This is a genomic window from Azorhizobium doebereinerae UFLA1-100 (assembly GCF_000473085.1).
Classification (GTDB): domain Bacteria; phylum Pseudomonadota; class Alphaproteobacteria; order Rhizobiales; family Xanthobacteraceae; genus Azorhizobium; species Azorhizobium doebereinerae.
The window spans coordinates 35155-50708 of the sequence record NZ_AXBA01000033.1 but is presented as its reverse complement, the minus strand read 5'-3'; the positions used below and the strand labels follow the sequence as shown (position 1 = coordinate 50708).

The window sequence follows — 15554 nt, the reverse complement described above, 5'->3', positions numbered from 1 at the left end:
GTTGGGGAGGTGGGGGAGGGCGCGCCGCTCAGGCGGCGCGCACCGTGTCGAGGAAGCGCTGCATCTCCACCTCCAGGCGCTTGGCCTGATCGGTGAGGGCGGAGGAGGCGCCGAGCACCTGGCCGGCGGCGGCGCCGGTCTCCTGCGCCGTGCGCGCCACGTCGGTGATGTGGCTGGTCACCGAATTGGTGCCGGTGGCCGCCTGGTCCACGTTGCGCACGATCTCGCGGGTGGCGATGCCCTGCTCCTCCACGGCGGCGGAGATGCCGGTGGCGACATCGCTCATCTGGCGGATCTGCTGGCTGACGCCTTCGATCACCCGCACCGCGTCCTGGGTGGTGGACTGGATGGCGCTGATCTGCGAGGCGATCTCCTCGGTGGCCTTGCCGGTCTGCGTGGCCAACTCCTTCACTTCGGAGGCGACCACGGCGAAGCCCTTGCCGGCGTCCCCGGCGCGCGCCGCCTCGATGGTGGCGTTGAGCGCCAGCAGGTTGGTCTGCGAGGCGATGGTATTGATCAGGTTCACCACGTCGCCGATGCGGGAGGCGGCCTGGGCCAGTTCGCGCATCACCTCGCCGGTCTTGGAGGCTTCCGCCACGGCGGTGGCCGACATCTGCGAGGATTGCGACACCTGGCGGGAGATTTCCTCCACCGAGGCGCCCAGCTCCTCGGCCGAGGAGGCGACCATCACCACGTTGGTGGAGGCCTGCTCGGCGGCGGCGGCCACGGCGGTGGACTGGGCCGAGGTCTTCTCGGCGGCGGCGGACATCTGCTGCGCGGTCTGGTGCAGGGCGCCGGAGGCGGTGGAGACGCCGCCGATGATGCTGCCGACCGCCGCCTCGAACTGGTCGGCGAGGTCGCGCATGGCCTCGCGGCGCTGCGCCTCGCCGGCACGGCGGGCCTCTTCCGCCTCCTGCTCCATCTGCGCGGTGCGGGCGAGGTTGTCCTTGAACACCAGCAGCGTCTTGGCCATGGAGCCGATCTCGTCCTGGCGATCGGTGCCGGGCACCTCCACGGTGAGATCGCCGCCGGCCACGTCCTGCATCACGGCGGTCAGCCGGGACATGGGCTGCGTCACCCGGCGGACCACCACCAGGAGGCCGAAGCCGGCAAGGCCGAGCGAGACCACCAGCACGATGCCATAGACGATGGCTCGCTGGCGGGCGGCGGCCTCGGACTGTTCCGCCACCGTGTCGAGGCTTTCGAGCGCCACGCCGACGACGGCGGCCAGCTCGTTGAGCGCGATCTCCACCGGCTCGCGCCATTCGGCCATGGTGCGGCCGCTGGGCTGTCCCGAGGTGACCTTGGCGGCGATGCCCTCGCGCAGCAGCTTGAACGGCCCGCCGAAATAGGCGTCTTCCGCCTTGCGCACGGCCTGCTGGAGGGCCTGGGGCGCGTTCGCCGCCGTGCCGATCTCGCGCACGGTGTTCCAGGCGAATTCGGCCTTGCCGTCATTGACGGCGAGGGCCTTCGCCTCGTCCGGCGTGAGCGGCCGGTTGTCGGCCACGGCGGCGTTGAACAGCAGCGCGCTGGCGCCGGCATAGTTGCGCGCCGCCCAGCCCATGGCGCGGGCCTGGATCAGCTGCGACAGCGAGGGGTCGAGGGCGCGGATGTCGGCCTCCACCAGGGTGGAGAGCTTCTCCAGCGAGGCGAGCACCTTGCCGCCTTCGGCCAGCATCGCCTGGGGCACCGCCTTGTCGCGCTTGTCGAGCGCGACCTGAAGCTGGGTGTCCACCTGGCGGCGGATGTCCTTCACCGTGTTGAACTGCGATTCCAGTTCGCGCGTGGCGGCGACCAGCTTCGGGTTGGTGTTGGTGCGCAGCGCGGCGATGGCGCTCTCGACCGCCGGGGTGACCTTGGCGCGGCGGGTGCCCACATTGGCCACGCTGCGCTGGTTCAGGTCGTTGGTCATGGACAGCGCCGTGGCGCTCTCGCCCCGCTCGAAGCGGAAATGCGCGAGGCCCTCGAACAGGTAGCGGTCGATCTTGCCGAGTGCCGTGACCTCCTGGGCAGTCACGTAAAGCTGGTAGGCGCCGTTCAGCGCCACAGCGCACAGCGCCGCGACAATCAGGCTGATGACGCAGAACAACGAAACCAGTGTTGTCTTGATCGAGATGCGCATGGACACGGCCTCTTTAAGAGAGGCGTTATCAAAATACCGCAATCTTGCTTGGCGCTTGCTACCTTGACGTTCAGGCAGCGCGAATACTAACCCCGTTTTTGCCCGGACAGCGTGTTGGCCTGCCGCAGGGCCGGGAACAGCCGCATCCAGGCGAGCGCCACCAGGACCGTGCCGATGCCGCCGACGATGCCGGCGGTGACCGCGCCCATCAGGCCCGCCGTCATGCCGCTCTCGAACTCGCCGAGCTGGTTGGAGGTGCCGATGAACAGCGAGTTCACCGCCGCCACCCGCCCGCGCATCTCGTCGGGCGTGTTCAACTGCACCAGCGACTGGCGGATCACCACGCTGACATTGTCCGCCGCCCCCATCACCACCAGAGCGGCGAGCGAGACGAACAGATCGGTGGAGGCGGAGAAGATCACCGTGGCGATGCCGAAGGTGATGACGGCGGCGAACATCTTCAGCCCCACCCGGCTTTGCAGCGGCAGGCGCGCCAGCGCCACCGCCATCAGGATGGCGCCCACCGCCGGGGCCGAGCGCAGCAGGCCGAGCCCCCACGGGCCGGTGTGCAGCACGTCGGCGGCGAAGATCGGCAGCAGCGCGGTGGCGCCGCCCAGCAGCACCGCGAACAGGTCCAGCGAGATGGCGCCGAGGATCAGCGGCCGCGTCCACACGAAGCCGACGCCGGAGAACACCGAGGCCAGCGTCACCGGCTCGCGCCGGGGGGCGGGGCGCTCCAGCCGCACCAAGGCCATGGCGCAGGCGGCGGCGAGGAAGAAGACGGCGGACAGCGCCAGCGGCACCCGCGCGCCCATCACATAGAGCAGCCCGCCCAGCGAGGGGCCGAGGATGGTCGCCGTCTGCATGGCGGAGGAGGAGAGGGCGATCGCCTTGTGCAGCAGGTGCTCGGGCACCAGGCCCGGCAGCAGCGCCGTGAGGGTCGGGTGCTCGAACGCCCGTGCGCCGCCGAGCACGGCGACGGCGGCGAAGATGCCGGCCACGCTCAGGCTGTCGGTGGCCGCGCCGATGGCCAAAGCGGCGAGCGCCAGCCCCTCCACGCTCTGGCAGACGATGACGATGCGCCGCCGGTCCACCCGGTCGGCCACCGTGCCGACGACGAAGGTGAGCAGCACCATGGGCAGGAACTGGAACAGCCCGACGAGGCCGAGGTCATAGGCGTCGCCGGTCTTCTCATAGACCATCCAGCCCACCGCCACCGAGGCCACCTGGAACCCCAGCGAGGTGAGGACGCGCGAGATCCAGAAGCCGACGAAGGCCGGGTGGCGCGACAGGCGGTCGATCTCGGCGAGGGCGGTCACGGGGCCTCTCTCGAACACGGCGGCGCGATGGGGCGCGCGAAGCCGGGCTCTGATGTGCGGGTCGGGGGGAACGGCGGGGGCGGCCGCGCGGTGCGATCGCCCGGTGCCTTGTGCTCTAGCGGCTAAAGGCCGGCCGGAAAAGCCGCTCCGCAAGGGAAAGCGGCATCACGGGGCGGCGATGGCGCCCGCGCCCTCAGCCCAGGGGGTACTCCGCTTCCACCACATAGGGCCCGCCGCCGACGGAATCGCGCGAGGAATAGAGCACGAAGCGCGGCACGTGGAACGGCATGGAGCGGTAGAGGCCGCGCATGGCCAGGTAGTCTGCCACCTGCCGGGTGGAGGCGTCGCGCAGCCGGGCCAGCGTCACATGCGGGCGGAAGCTGCGCTCGGGGGCAAGGCCGAGGCGCTGCATGATGCGCTCCTGCTCGGCCTGGAGCTCCAGCAGCGCCGGATTGGCCTTCACCGTGGCGAACACCGCGCGCGGCTTGTGGCCGCCGAACTGGTCGAGCCCGTCCAGCACCATGTCGAACGCCCGCCGCCGCACCTGGCCGAGCATCAAGGCGATGTCGCGGGCCAGCGCGTCGTCCACGTCGCCGACGAAGCGCAGCGTCACATGGTAGAATTCGGGGTCGATCCAGCGGGCGCCAGAAATGCCGCCGCGCAGCAGGGAGAGGGTGGACCCCACGTCCTCGGGAATCTCAATGGCCGTGAACAGCCGAGGCATCGGAACCCCCGCACCGCAACACCCGTGCCGGCCCGCGCGGGCCGGCGCACCGGAGCCGGGCCCGCCCCGGCAGCACCGCCCAGCGATGCCGCGACGCGGCGCCCATCTCCCTCACGCACGCGGAACGGCCGGCCCCGGCAGGGATGGCAACAAGGTGATGCCGTCCGCCGGGCGGAAGCCCGCGCGCCTCAGTGAATGAGATTCGCGTGCCGCTGGGAAGCGCGTCGTCACCGCACCGGCACGAGAATGTCCACCAGCAGCTGGTCCGGCGGCGTGGTGCGCGGATCGGTGCGGTACTGCTCGATATAGAGATTGTCGAGCGCGGTGATGTTGCGGGCGTCGAGGAAGTTGGCGATCTGCTCATAGGTGTCGTCCATGTCGGCGAACGAGCCCTTGTGCTGGAAGCGCAGGGCCTTGCCGTTGAACGAGGCGCCGAGCTTGACGTTGTTCTGCGGCCGGGCGGTGGTGGCGCCGGAGAACGGGATCTGGGCCTCGAACTCGAAGCCGGCGTCGTCGCTCTGGGTATAGACCACCATCACCTCGCCGGCCTGGGTGAGGCCGAGCCGGGTCATCTCGGCGGCGATCACCTTCAGCGCGGCGACGATGGAATCATAGCCCTCGTCCCAGCTGGAGGTCCCGGCCCGCGTCAGCACCGGCACCGGCGACAGCACGGCGCCCTCGCCGCCGAACACCGTCTGGCCGTGGCCGTCCGGCGCCGGGGTGGCGGTCGGCGGCAGCGGCGCGACCGGGGCCGTGGCGGCGCCGGGCATGCCGGGCATGGGCGCCGCGCCGCCGGTGCCGTTGGTTTGCGGCTTGGGCGGAGGGGGGATTTCCGCCGGCGCGGGCGTGGTCGCCGCCGGCGGCGGGGGCGGCAGGTCGGGCGCCGGCTGAGCCTGTGCGCCTGACGGGGTCTGTGCGCCGCCCGGAGGGGGCGGGGTCTGGGCGCCCGCGGGCGCCAGCAAAGCGAGCAGGCACGCGGCCGTGCCGGCCATGCGCACCAGCCCCGCGTTCCGCGTGTGAGACCGCATCGCCTTGCCTGCGCCCATCATGCCTCTCCTTGTCCGCCGACCGGCCGTTTCGTCTGCTCTACCACGTCCCGCGCGCCGCCCAAGAGGGAGTTTGCGTGGGAGTTTGCGTCAGCGTTTGCGGGCACCCTGACGCTTCCCGAACGGCAATCGTGCATCGCCGGGGGTGGCGCGGCCGGCCCCTCCCGCCATATAAGGGCCGACTGCTCCCGCTTTGCCAGATCTGACCATGCTCGCCCATCGCCCCTTCGTGAAGATGAACGGTCTCGGCAACGAGATCCTCGTTCTCGACCTGCGTGCCGACCCCGAGGAGGTGCCGGCCGCCGCCGCGCGCGCCCTGGCGCGCCCCGGCGTGCTGCCGTTCGACCAGGCGATGGTGCTCTATCCGCCGCGCCGCGACGGCAGCGCCGGCTTCGTGCGCATCCTCAATTCCGACGGCACCGAATCGGGCGCCTGCGGCAACGGCACGCGCTGCATCGCCGCGCTTGAGGCCGAGCGCACCGGCCGCAGCCACATGCTGTTCGAGAGCGCCGCCGGCCTGCTGGACTGCGTGGTCGAGCCGGACGGCACCGTGACCGTGGACATGGGCGCGCCGCGCCTGGGCTGGGGGGACATCCCGCTGGCCCGGCCGGTCGCCGACACCCGCTCCGTGCCGATCGAGGGCTTCGCCGCGCTCGGCCCCGCCAGCATGGTGAGCATGGGCAATCCCCACGCCATCTTCTTCGTGCCCGACGCCGGCGCGGTGGACGTGGAGCAGCTCGGCGCCACGCTGGAGCACCATCCGCTGTTTCCCGAGCGGGCCAACATCTCCTTCGCCCAGATTCTGCCCTCTGAGGCCGGGGGCATGGACCATATCCTGCTGCATGTATGGGAGCGCGGCGCCGGCCGCACCCGCGCCTGCGGGACCGCCGCCTGCGCCACCGCGGTGGCCGCCGCCCGCACCGGCCGCACGGGGCGCACCGTGCGCGTGACGCTGCCGGGCGGCGACCTCACCATCGCCTGGCGCGAGAGCGACGACCACGTGCTCATGACCGGGCCGGTGGCGCACGAATTCTCCGGCACCCTCACCGCCGAGATGCTGGCCGGGGCCGCCTGAGCCATGGCCGATGCGGGGGCGAGGGGGCGAGGGGACGCGGCGGGGGTGGAGGTCCTGACCTTCGGCTGCCGGCTCAACACGCTGGAAACCGAGCAGATCCGCCGCGCGGCGGCGCAGGCCGGGCTCGTCCGCACGGTGATCGTCAATTCCTGCGCCGTCACCGCCGAGGCGGTGCGGCAGGCGCGCCAGAGCATCCGCCGGCTGAAGCGCGCCGACCCCGGCCTCAACGTGGTGGTCACCGGCTGCGCCGCGCAGACCGAGCCGGGCACCTTCGCCGCCATGCCGGAAGTGGACCGGGTGGTGGGCAACGGCGCCAAGGGCGCGCCGGAGACCTGGGTGCAAGCCCGCGCAGCGCTGGAGGCCCGCGCAGCGCTTGAGTCCCGCCCGTTCGATTTCGGCCTCGCCGCCGAGGCCAAGGTGGTGGTGGACGACATCTTCGCCGTGCGCGAGACGGCGCTGCATCTGGTGGACGGGCTGGACGGGCGCACCCGCGCCTTCGTGCAGGTCCAGAACGGCTGCGATCATCGCTGCACCTTCTGCATCATCCCCTATGGACGCGGCGCCTCGCGTTCGGTTCCCATGGGCGCCGTGGTGGACCACATCCGCGCCCTGGTTGAGGCCGGCCAGACCGAGGTGGTGCTCACCGGCGTGGACCTGACCTCCTACGGCGCCGACCTGCCCGGCACGCCGACGCTGGGGCGCCTGGTGCGCGCCATCCTGAAGCAGGTGCCCGAGCTGAAGCGGCTGCGCCTGTCCTCCATCGACAGCGTCGAGGTGGACGCGGACCTGCTGCGGGCGCTGGCGGAGGAGGAGCGGCTGATGCCGCACCTGCATCTCTCGCTGCAATCGGGCGATGACATGGTGCTGAAGCGCATGAAGCGCCGCCACACGCGGGCGCAGGCGATCGCGCTGGTGGACGAGATGCGGCGCCTGCGGCCCGATCTGGTGCTGGGCGCGGACCTGATCGCCGGCTTTCCCACCGAGACCGAGGCCATGTTCCGCAATTCGCTCTCCATCGTGGACGCCTGCGGCCTGTCCTTCCTGCACGTCTTCCCCTTCTCCCCGCGCCCCGGCACGCCCGCCGCGCGCATGCCGTCGGTGGCCGGCGCGCTGGTATCGGCGCGCGCCCAGAAGCTGCGGGAGGCGGGCGCGGCGGCGCTGCGCCGGCATCTGTCCTCGCAGGTGGGCGTGTGGCGCCCGGTGCTGGTCGAGCGCGGCGGCATCGGCCGCACCCCCCATTTCACGCCGGTGCGCCTGCGCCGGCCGGCGCAGCCGGGCGCCGTCATCGATCTGCGCATCGCCGGGCATGACGGCGCGCGTCTGGTGGCCGCATGAGCGAGACGAATCCTCCCGAAAAAACCGGCTTCTGGCGCCGCCTGACTTCAGGCCTGGCGCGCACCGCCACCTCGCTCACCCAGGGCATCACCGACCTCGTCACCAAGCGCAAGCTGGACGCGGCGACCCTGGAGGAGCTGGAGGACGTGCTGATCCGCGCCGACCTCGGCACGGCGACGTCCGCCCGCATCGTCGAGGCGGTGGGGCGTGGCCGGCACGACAAGATGATCGAGCCCGACGAGGTGAAGGGCCTGATCGCCGCCGAGGTGGAGCAGATCCTCACCCCCGTGGCCAGGCCCCTGGTCATCGACACCGCCCACAAGCCTTACGTGGTGCTGATGGTGGGGGTGAACGGCTCGGGCAAGACCACCACCATCGGCAAGCTCGCCGCGCAATGGAAGGCGGAAGGGCTGAAGCTGACCTTGGCCGCCGGCGACACCTTCCGCGCCGCCGCCATCGAGCAGCTCAAGGTGTGGGGCGCGCGCACCGGCGCCCATGTGGTGGCGCGCGAGCAGGGGGCGGACGCCGCCGGCGTCGCCCATGACGCCATCACGGAAGCCCGCGTCAACGGCTCCGACGTGCTGATGATCGACACCGCCGGCCGGCTGCAGAACCGCGCCGAGCTGATGGCCGAGCTGGAAAAGGTGGTGCGCGTCATCAAGAAACTGGAGCCCACCGCCCCGCACGCGGTGCTGCTCGTGCTGGACGCCACCGTGGGCCAGAACGCGCTGACCCAGGTGGAGGTGTTCACCCGCATGGCCGGCGTCACCGGCCTCGTCATGACCAAGCTGGACGGCACGGCGCGCGGCGGCATCCTGGTGGCCATCGCCGAGAAGCACGGGCTGCCGGTGCATCTGATCGGCGTGGGCGAGGCGGCGGAGGACCTCCAGCCCTTCTCGGCGCGCGATTTCGCCCGCGCCATCGCCGGCCTCGCCTGAGCCCGGCGGGCGCGGGGGCGGCGCGCCAGCGCGAGCCCGGGAGCCTTGCCCGGGCGCGGCCATTTCAGGCCCAGGAGCCGCCACGCGGGCGCGGCAGCTTCAAGCCAAGGGCCGCGCGTGGGCGCGACAACTTCAAGCCAAGGGCCGCCGCGCGGGCGCGGTGGAATGCAGCTGTGAATGGCGCCGATTGCGGCCGGTCCCTCGCTTGACAGGGGGGCGGGGCACCCCGTAAATGGCGCCTCCCATGGATCGGGGCCGTAGCTCAGATGGGAGAGCGCTGCAATCGCACTGCAGAGGTCAGGGGTTCGATTCCCCTCGGCTCCACCACCCCGATCTAAGCTCAAGAACTCATTTTAAATCTCAGATGGTTCGGATCGGATCATCGGTGGCTGTGTAGCCCAATTAGGTCAAGGTGATCCTACGGCGGGTGGCGTATGGGCATTGCGGTGCCCGGAGCAGGGCGTAAGGGCCTGCGGCGGTCGCTAAGCGGATGGTGGGATTATGAGACGCGTATTTGTGTGCATCGGTGCTGTGGCGTTTGTGCTTGTGCAGCCCGCATTGGGGGTCGCGAAATCAACGCGGTCGTCCAGCTCGTCCCATGTGAAGGGATTCGCCACTAGCACTTGCAAAACCTCAAGCTGCCGCACAAAGCACCCAGGGGGTACCTACGTCCATCCCATTACGGCTAAGAAGCACTGAGAGGAGCCACGGGCTACTGCTGCATCCATGTTGCGGGGGGTACTCCAGGGGGGGGGCATCTTCCGTGCTATCCGGGGCCTGCTGGGTCGGCGGCTAGGCGGGCGTGTGTAGGGAGTTAACCTGCTGCAAAGATGCTAAGCATGACTCGCGGCATCGAAACGAAAGCCCCCGACATTTCATCGAGGGCTTTCTTTCACTTGAAAAGATCAGGGATCGGGTCGTCGATAGGTGTGAGCTTGCCATTCAAGGCCTCGCTGATCCGCCCCTGGTTCACTCCAATCAAAGCCGCAGCTTCATGCTGGGTGTACCCTTGCCCCAATAAGCTTTTGGCAATTTCAACATCTTCTATAGTTAGCTTTTTGGAGCGCCGACGAAGGCGACGGAAGATGATGGGCGTGTCGGACACAATGAGAATCCTTCTGGATGCCTCGCGCTTGTGTCCGAGTCAGATCCGAGTATGCTCCGCAGTGCATGGGCGTGGAGAACTCTTCACCGCTCAGTGTGGCCGCGCGAGGTGAACCCGTTTGGCACACCGGCTCGGGGAGCAAGTTGGTAGCTTGCAACCCGAGTCGTCACACCGACACGTTGAAGAGGTTCTGGTACAATTTCCAGATATTTTTCCACAGAAACCGCACCTATGCACACTTATAGCAGTACTTCATATGAAACGCGCGGTGTTTGGGCACCTTTTTGAGAGGTTATCCACAGCCTTCCCGGCTCGGGAATGTGCCTCTGGCTGGCAATTTACCCTTTTCCGGCTGTCCAAGGTTGTTTCGGGGCAGGTAAATAGAGAAGCCGTGCCCGTCTTGCGAAGCCTCACGTCCGGCCCCTCGCCATTCTCTGCGATGAAGATCGCGCGAGCCGCCGCGACACCTATGAGGCCGCGCGCGGCATCGTGGTGGACCACGGCGGCGGCTACGGCACCGGCCTCGCCTATGCCCGCGACATGATCAAGCCGGCCTGACCGGCCGGGCCCGGCGCTACTGCGTGGCGTGGCCGCCGGCGCCCGCCAAGCGGGCATGCAGCGGATAGGTGTCCTCTGCCGGCAGCGCCGCCCCGGCCAGCACCTCGCGGCTGAGCGCCAGCCAGGCTCTGGCGGCGTGGGACTGGTAGCCGCCGCGCCGCCACACCAAGGCCATGTGCCAGTCGGTGTCCGGCTCGTCCAGCAAGGCGCGGGCGACGCCGGGGTGAGGGCGCTGTTCGGCGATCATGCGCGGCAGGAAGCCCACCCCCATGCCCGCCGCCACCAACTCCACCAGGAAGTCCACCTGGGCGCTGCGCGCCGCCACGTGGGGCGTGATGCCCCGCCGCTCGCAGGCCTCGCTCAGCACCGTGTCGATGGCGAAACCCTCCTGGAACAGCAGGAAAGGGTCGGCGGCCAGGTCTCCGAGTTCCACCCGCCCGGCGCCGGCCAGCGGATGGGCGGCGGGCAGCAGCGCCACCAAAGGCTCCCGGTGCACCGACTGCCATTCGAAATCGCCCGGCACCGGCAGCAGCGAGCCGGCCAGATCCACCTCGCCGGTCAGCACCATCTCCTCCAGCTTGCGGCTGCCGTGCTGGTGCAGGCGGATGTCGACGCCGGGAAAGCGCTGGCGGTAGAGCGCGAACAGCGGCGCGAACAGGATGTTGCTGCCGAGCGGCGGCAGGCCGAGGCGCAAGGTGCCGCGGCTGAGGCCGCGCAGCTCGCCCAGCTCGCTCACCAGATCCTCGCGCTCGGCCAGGATGACCACGGCGCGGCGATAGACGATCTCACCCGCCGCGGTGAGCCGGCTGGCGTGGCCGATGCGGTCGAGCAGCGGCAGGCCGAGCTCGTCCTCCAGCTGCTTCACTGCCTTGCTCACCGTGCTCTGGGTGGCCAGGATCGCCTTGGCCGCCTGGGAGAAGCCGCCCTGGCGCACCACTTCGACGAAGGCCCGCAACGTGCGTAATTCCATGATGGCTCCGTTCCGGGCCTGCCCCGCCTGCCGCGCGCCTTTCGGCGTCAGGCCTGCGGGGCGGTCTCGATGCCGTATTTCTTGATCTTGTCGAACAGGGTGGTCTTGGCGATGTGCAGCGCTTCGGCGGCGCGCGAGATGTTGCCGTTCTGGCGGCGCAGTTCCTCGGCGATGAGGCCGCGCTCGAACACCTCCACCGTGAGGCTCAGCGGCACCGGCGTGTCGGCGGCGTTCTGGCCGATGGCAGACTTGAGGCCCAGCACGTAGCGCTCGGCCTCGTTGCGCAATTCGCGCACGTTGCCGCGCCAATTGTGCGCCATCAGCTCGCGCACCAGGCTGTCCTTGATCTCGGGGGGCTGGCGGTTGAGCCGCAGTCCCGCCTGGCCGACGAAATATTCGAACAGCAGCGGGATGTCCTCGCGCCGGGCGCGCAGCGGCGGCAGGTCCAGCGTCACCACATTGAGCCGGAAGTGCAGGTCGGCGCGGAACTTGCCTTCCTCCGACAGGGCGCCGAGGTCGGCCTTGGTGGCGGCGATGATGCGGAAATCCACCGGGATGAGGCGGTTGGAGCCGAGCCGCTCCACCACCCGCTCCTGCAGCACGCGCAGGAACTTCACCTGCATGGCCATGGGCATGCTCTCGATCTCGTCGAGGAACAGCGTGCCGTGCTGGGCGAACTCGATCTTGCCGATGCGCTGCTTGGCGGCGCCCGAGAAGGCGCCGGCCTCGTGGCCGAAGATCTCGCTCTCGAACAGGGTTTCCGGCAGGCCGCCGCAGTTCAGCGCCACGAACGGCCCGGTGCGGCCGGACAGGTCGTGCAGGCAGCGGGCGATCAGTTCCTTGCCGGTGCCGGTCTCGCCCAGGATCATCACGTCCGCCGGCGCGGCGGCGACATCCTGGACCAGGTTGCGCAGCTCCACCACCGCCGGGGAGCGGCCGATGATGCGGCTCTCCAGCCCGCCGAAGGCGGCCAGCTGCCGCTTGAGGGCGCGCACCTCCATGGTCAGCCGGCGCTTCTCCAGCGCCCGCTGCACCACCCCCACCAGTTGCTCCGGCGAGAACGGCTTCTGAATGAAGTCATAGGCGCCGTCGCGCATGGCCTTGACGGCGGTGGCGACGTCGCCATGGCCGGTGATCAGGATCACCGGCAGGTCGGCGTCGGCGGCGATGAGCTGGCGCAGATAGGCCATGCCGTCCATGCCGGGCATGCGGATGTCGGTCACCACCACGCCGGCGAAATCCTGCGGCACCAGGCGCTGCACCTTCTCCACGCACTCGGCGCCGAGGGCGGAGATGCCTTCCAGCTCCAGCGCCTGGAGGCAGCCCAGGCGAACGTCCTCGTCATCCTCGACGATCAGCACCTGATGGTCAGCCACAGGCGGTCTCCTTCTGCGTGGCGGTGGGCAGCGTGATGACGAAGCGCGCCCCGCCGTCCGGATTGTTGTCCGCGCTCAGCGTGCCGCCGAAGCCGCGGATGATGTCGGCGGAAATGGCGAGGCCGAGGCCCAGCCCGCTGGTCTTCTTGGTGGTGAAGAAGGGTTCGAACAGGTGCGCCTTCACCGTGTCGGCGAGGCCGACGCCATTGTCGATCACCGCGATGGTCGCCACCTCGCCCTCGGCCTGCCAGCGGATCTGGATGTGCGGCACCTTCTGGTCGGCGCTGGCATCGACCGCATTGCTGATGAGGTTCACCAGCACCTGCTCCAGCCGCACCGCATCGCACGGCACCAGCAGGGGCGCGGGCGGCGGCAGCAGTTCCACCACCACGCCGTCCTTGGTCAGGCGGTGGCTGAGCAGGGCCACCGCGCTGTCGATGCGCGGCCCGATCGGCAGCACCCCGATCTCGCCGGTGGAGCGGCGGGCGAAGGAGCGCAGCTGGCCGGTCAGGGTGCCCATGCGCGCCACCAGCTCGGAGATACGGCCGAGGTTGAAGCGCACCGTGTCGAGGTCGTCGCGCTCCAGGAAGCGCACCGCATTGGCCGACAGCGTGCTGAGCGCCGCCAGCGGCTGGTTGATCTCATGGGCGATGCCGGCGGAGAGCTGGCCGATGACCGCCAGATTCTCGGTGCGGATCAACTCCTCCTGGAAGGACTGGAGCTGCTTGACCGCCTGGATGCGCTCGCCGACCTCGCGGCGCAGCCCGGCGTTGACCGTGCGCAGTTCGGCGCTGCGCTCCTCCACCAGGATCTCCAGCCGGTCGTGCGAGGCTTGCAGCGCCTCGCGCATGGCGAGGCGCTCGCGCACGCTGATGCGGCGCAGGTTGAGCGCATGCAGCAGCGCGCAGGCGAGGGCGGTCATGGCGGCGGCGACGCCCCAGCCCCAGGCCACCAGATAGACCTGGCGCGGCTCGGTCAGCACGATGATGCGCATGTGCATGTTGGGCACGTCGTGGGTGACCGCCAGATAGGTCTGGCTGTCCGCCCCGGTCCCGGCCCGCACGAAGGCGCTCCCGTCGGGCAGCGTCTTCTGCACCACCCAGTCGAGCGGGCGCAGGGCGCGCTGATTGTATTGCTGGGACTGCACCAGGCGGCTGGCCGCCTCCGGCGGCAGCGGGCCGAGGACGCCGAACTTCCAGCCCGGCACCGAGGAGAGCACCACCACGCCGTTGTCGTCGACCATCAGGGCCGGCTCGGACAGGCCGAGCCAGAGGCGCTCCAACTGGTCGAGGCCGAGCTTGATGGCCACGACGCCGACCCGGCGCCCGTCGGATTCGACCGCGGTGGCGAGGTAGTAGCCCGGCGCGTCGCCGGTGGTGCCGACCGCGTAATAGCCGGTGGTCCGCCCCGGCTGGGCATTCTGGACATAGGGCCGGTAGGAGATGTCGCGGCCGACGAAGCTGTCCGGCTCCCGCCAGTTGCTGGAGGCGACGATGCGGCCCTCGGGATTGATGAGGAAGGTCTGCAACGTGCCGGCGCTGCCGTTCAGCGTCTTCAGCTGCCGGCTCATCTCCTCCACGCTCTGGGGCGTCGTGGGGTGGGTGAGGAAATCGATCACGTCCCGGCTCACCGAGGCGGTGTTGGGCAACAGTCCGTATTTCTCGATCTGCCGCTCCAGCGTGGCATGGGCGATGGCGAGGCGGCGCTCGGCCACCGCGTGCAGGTCCTCCAGGCCGACCGTGCGCATGACGAGATAACCGAGCCACCCCGCGGCGAGGGACAAGATCAGCGCCAGCGACAGAAAGATGGAAAGGTCGCGTCTCCGAAAGGCCATCACACAGTCAAGGTTCGTTGCTGAAGTCGGGTCGACGGATGCGATCGCCGCATGTCCGCACATCGCGCCGCAGCGGTGGCGATACCGGCATGGGATATGCCGCCGCCACTGTAGGGCCTGCGATTGACTTTCGCTCCGAAGTAACACGGTCCTGGCCTTTGCGGTTTGTCTTAGCTCAAATGATCACGGCGATGAGAAGCGCCTCGGTGAACACCGCCAGCACCGTGCCGATGACCACGGAATCGGAGGCCGGCATGGCATAGGTCTGGTTGCGCACGGCGAACATGGAGGCGGCGATGGCGGTGGGCACCGCGCCGACGATCAGCGCCTGGCGGGCGAAGTCCGCATCCACGCCGAACATCAGGATGCCGAGGAACATCAGGGCCGGCTGGAGGAAATTCTTCATGCCGACATTGGTGACCACGTCGAGGTTCACGCTCGGCCGCTCGCCGAAGAACATGAGGCCGAGCGCCAGCAGCGACACGCCGCCGGCGGTGCTCGCCACCAGCTCCACCGAGTGCTTCATGGCGCCGGGCACCTGGAAGCCGGAGAAGGACAGCACCACGCCGAGGATCGGCAGCCAGACCATCTGGTTGGTCACCGTGCGCCACAGGCTGCTCTTGAGGATGGCGGACACGCTGGTGTCGCCGGTCCCGCTCGCCATCTCGCCCCAGCGGCTGAGCACGATGGTCAGCGGCAGGATGATGAAGCTGGTGATGAGGTTGCCGATCAGCACCGCCAGGAAGCCCGACGGCCCGCACACCACCAGCAGGATCGGCGCGCCGAAATAGGCCATGTCGGGGAAGGTGCAGACCAGGGCCTGGATGGCGGAGGTCTTCAGGTCGTGACGGAAGGCCAAGAGGCTGACCGCCAGGGCGATGGCATAGGTGCCGACGAAGCCGAACAGCATGCACAGGATGAAGGGCAGGTTCTGGAGCTTTTCCGGCGGCGTGTTGAGCGCGCCCAGGAACAGCGAGAAGGGCAGGGCGAAGCGCATCACCAGCGCGGCGAAGACATTGACGTCCTCGCGCTTGAAATAGCCCTTCCAGCCGCCGAGCCAGCCGAGGAACATCAGGAAAACCACGGGGACGAGCGCCCCGGACATGACTGTGAACATGACCCAACTCCTGAACCTTGCCGGCGGCTCGACCG

12 protein-coding genes and 1 tRNA gene are annotated in these 15554 nt (G+C 69.6%); 4 read left to right on the top strand and 9 right to left on the bottom strand.

Features of this window, described 5'->3' with window-relative positions; genetic code table 11:
- Positions 1-28 precede the first annotated feature (28 nt).
- The 4 genes from YU1_RS0120715 to YU1_RS32155 form a co-directional block, all read right to left on the bottom strand.
- The gene (locus YU1_RS0120715; protein WP_029005712.1) at positions 29-2122 is read right to left on the bottom strand and encodes a methyl-accepting chemotaxis protein; all 2094 of its coding nucleotides are present in this window, start codon (positions 2120-2122) and stop codon (positions 29-31) included.
- An 86-nt stretch (positions 2123-2208) separates the two neighbouring features.
- Positions 2209-3441 carry an MFS transporter gene (locus tag YU1_RS0120710; protein WP_029005711.1) on the bottom strand — a complete coding sequence of 411 codons (1233 nt, stop codon included), beginning with the start codon at positions 3439-3441 and terminating at the stop codon, positions 2209-2211.
- 193 nt (positions 3442-3634) lie between these two features.
- A complete protein-coding gene (gene thpR / locus YU1_RS0120705; protein WP_029005710.1) occupies positions 3635-4165 on the bottom strand; it encodes an RNA 2',3'-cyclic phosphodiesterase in 531 nt (176 codons plus the stop codon).
- A 227-nt stretch (positions 4166-4392) separates the two neighbouring features.
- On the bottom strand, positions 4393-5214 hold the full coding sequence (locus tag YU1_RS32155) for a GyrI-like domain-containing protein (RefSeq protein ID WP_051357092.1): 822 nt from the start codon (positions 5212-5214) through the stop codon (positions 4393-4395).
- Positions 5215-5413: 199 nt separating this feature from the next.
- Between YU1_RS32155 and dapF the strand changes: the two genes are divergently transcribed.
- From dapF to YU1_RS0120680, 4 genes are all read left to right on the top strand, one after another.
- Positions 5414-6286 (top strand): diaminopimelate epimerase, encoded by an 873-nt coding sequence (dapF, locus tag YU1_RS0120695; protein ID WP_029005709.1) that lies wholly within the window; start codon positions 5414-5416, stop codon positions 6284-6286.
- 3 nt (positions 6287-6289) lie between these two features.
- Positions 6290-7621 (top strand): tRNA (N(6)-L-threonylcarbamoyladenosine(37)-C(2))-methylthiotransferase MtaB, encoded by a 1332-nt coding sequence (gene mtaB / locus YU1_RS0120690; protein WP_035716145.1) that lies wholly within the window; start codon positions 6290-6292, stop codon positions 7619-7621.
- Positions 7618-8559, top strand: coding sequence for a signal recognition particle-docking protein FtsY (gene ftsY, locus YU1_RS0120685; protein ID WP_029005707.1), 942 nt, complete (start codon positions 7618-7620; stop codon positions 8557-8559). Before mtaB ends, ftsY begins: the two co-directional genes overlap by 4 nt.
- Before the next feature lie 251 nt (positions 8560-8810).
- A tRNA-Ala gene (locus tag YU1_RS0120680) sits at positions 8811-8886 on the top strand.
- A 565-nt stretch (positions 8887-9451) separates the two neighbouring features.
- Here the strand turns inward: YU1_RS0120680 and YU1_RS33610 are convergent.
- The 5 genes from YU1_RS33610 to YU1_RS0120660 all read right to left on the bottom strand — a co-directional run bounded on the left by YU1_RS33610 (position 9452) and on the right by YU1_RS0120660 (position 15519).
- A complete protein-coding gene (locus tag YU1_RS33610) occupies positions 9452-9664 on the bottom strand; it encodes an XRE family transcriptional regulator (RefSeq protein WP_156922319.1) in 213 nt (70 codons plus the stop codon).
- A gap of 574 nt (positions 9665-10238) precedes the next feature.
- Positions 10239-11192, bottom strand: a complete 954-nt coding sequence (locus tag YU1_RS30460) for a LysR family transcriptional regulator (RefSeq protein ID WP_084540008.1) — start codon at positions 11190-11192, stop codon at positions 10239-10241.
- Positions 11193-11239: 47 nt separating this feature from the next.
- Complete coding sequence (locus YU1_RS0120670; protein ID WP_029005706.1) at positions 11240-12568, bottom strand: sigma-54-dependent transcriptional regulator; 1329 nt, start codon at positions 12566-12568, stop codon at positions 11240-11242.
- Positions 12561-14402: a sensor histidine kinase gene (locus YU1_RS0120665; protein WP_029005705.1), complete on the bottom strand. Its 1842-nt coding sequence runs from the start codon at positions 14400-14402 to the stop codon at positions 12561-12563. The genes YU1_RS0120670 and YU1_RS0120665 overlap by 8 nt, the downstream gene beginning before the upstream one ends.
- Positions 14403-14577: 175 nt before the next feature.
- Positions 14578-15519 carry an AEC family transporter gene (locus tag YU1_RS0120660; RefSeq protein ID WP_029005704.1) on the bottom strand — a complete coding sequence of 314 codons (942 nt, stop codon included), beginning with the start codon at positions 15517-15519 and terminating at the stop codon, positions 14578-14580.
- Positions 15520-15554: the final 35 nt, after the last annotated feature.

Coding starts and splice junctions, on each gene's coding strand:
- YU1_RS0120715 (WP_029005712.1), bottom strand. CDS start 2,122: ATGCGCATCTCGATCAAGACAACACTGGTTTCGTTGTTCTGCGTCATC.
- thpR (WP_029005710.1), bottom strand. CDS start 4,165: ATGCCTCGGCTGTTCACGGCCATTGAGATTCCCGAGGACGTGGGGTCC.
- YU1_RS32155 (WP_051357092.1), bottom strand. CDS start 5,214: ATGATGGGCGCAGGCAAGGCGATGCGGTCTCACACGCGGAACGCGGGG.
- mtaB (WP_035716145.1), top strand. CDS start 6,290: ATGGCCGATGCGGGGGCGAGGGGGCGAGGGGACGCGGCGGGGGTGGAG.
- ftsY (WP_029005707.1), top strand. CDS start 7,618: ATGAGCGAGACGAATCCTCCCGAAAAAACCGGCTTCTGGCGCCGCCTG.
- YU1_RS30460 (WP_084540008.1), bottom strand. CDS start 11,192: ATGGAATTACGCACGTTGCGGGCCTTCGTCGAAGTGGTGCGCCAGGGC.
- YU1_RS0120665 (WP_029005705.1), bottom strand. CDS start 14,402: ATGGCCTTTCGGAGACGCGACCTTTCCATCTTTCTGTCGCTGGCGCTG.
- YU1_RS0120660 (WP_029005704.1), bottom strand. CDS start 15,519: ATGTTCACAGTCATGTCCGGGGCGCTCGTCCCCGTGGTTTTCCTGATG.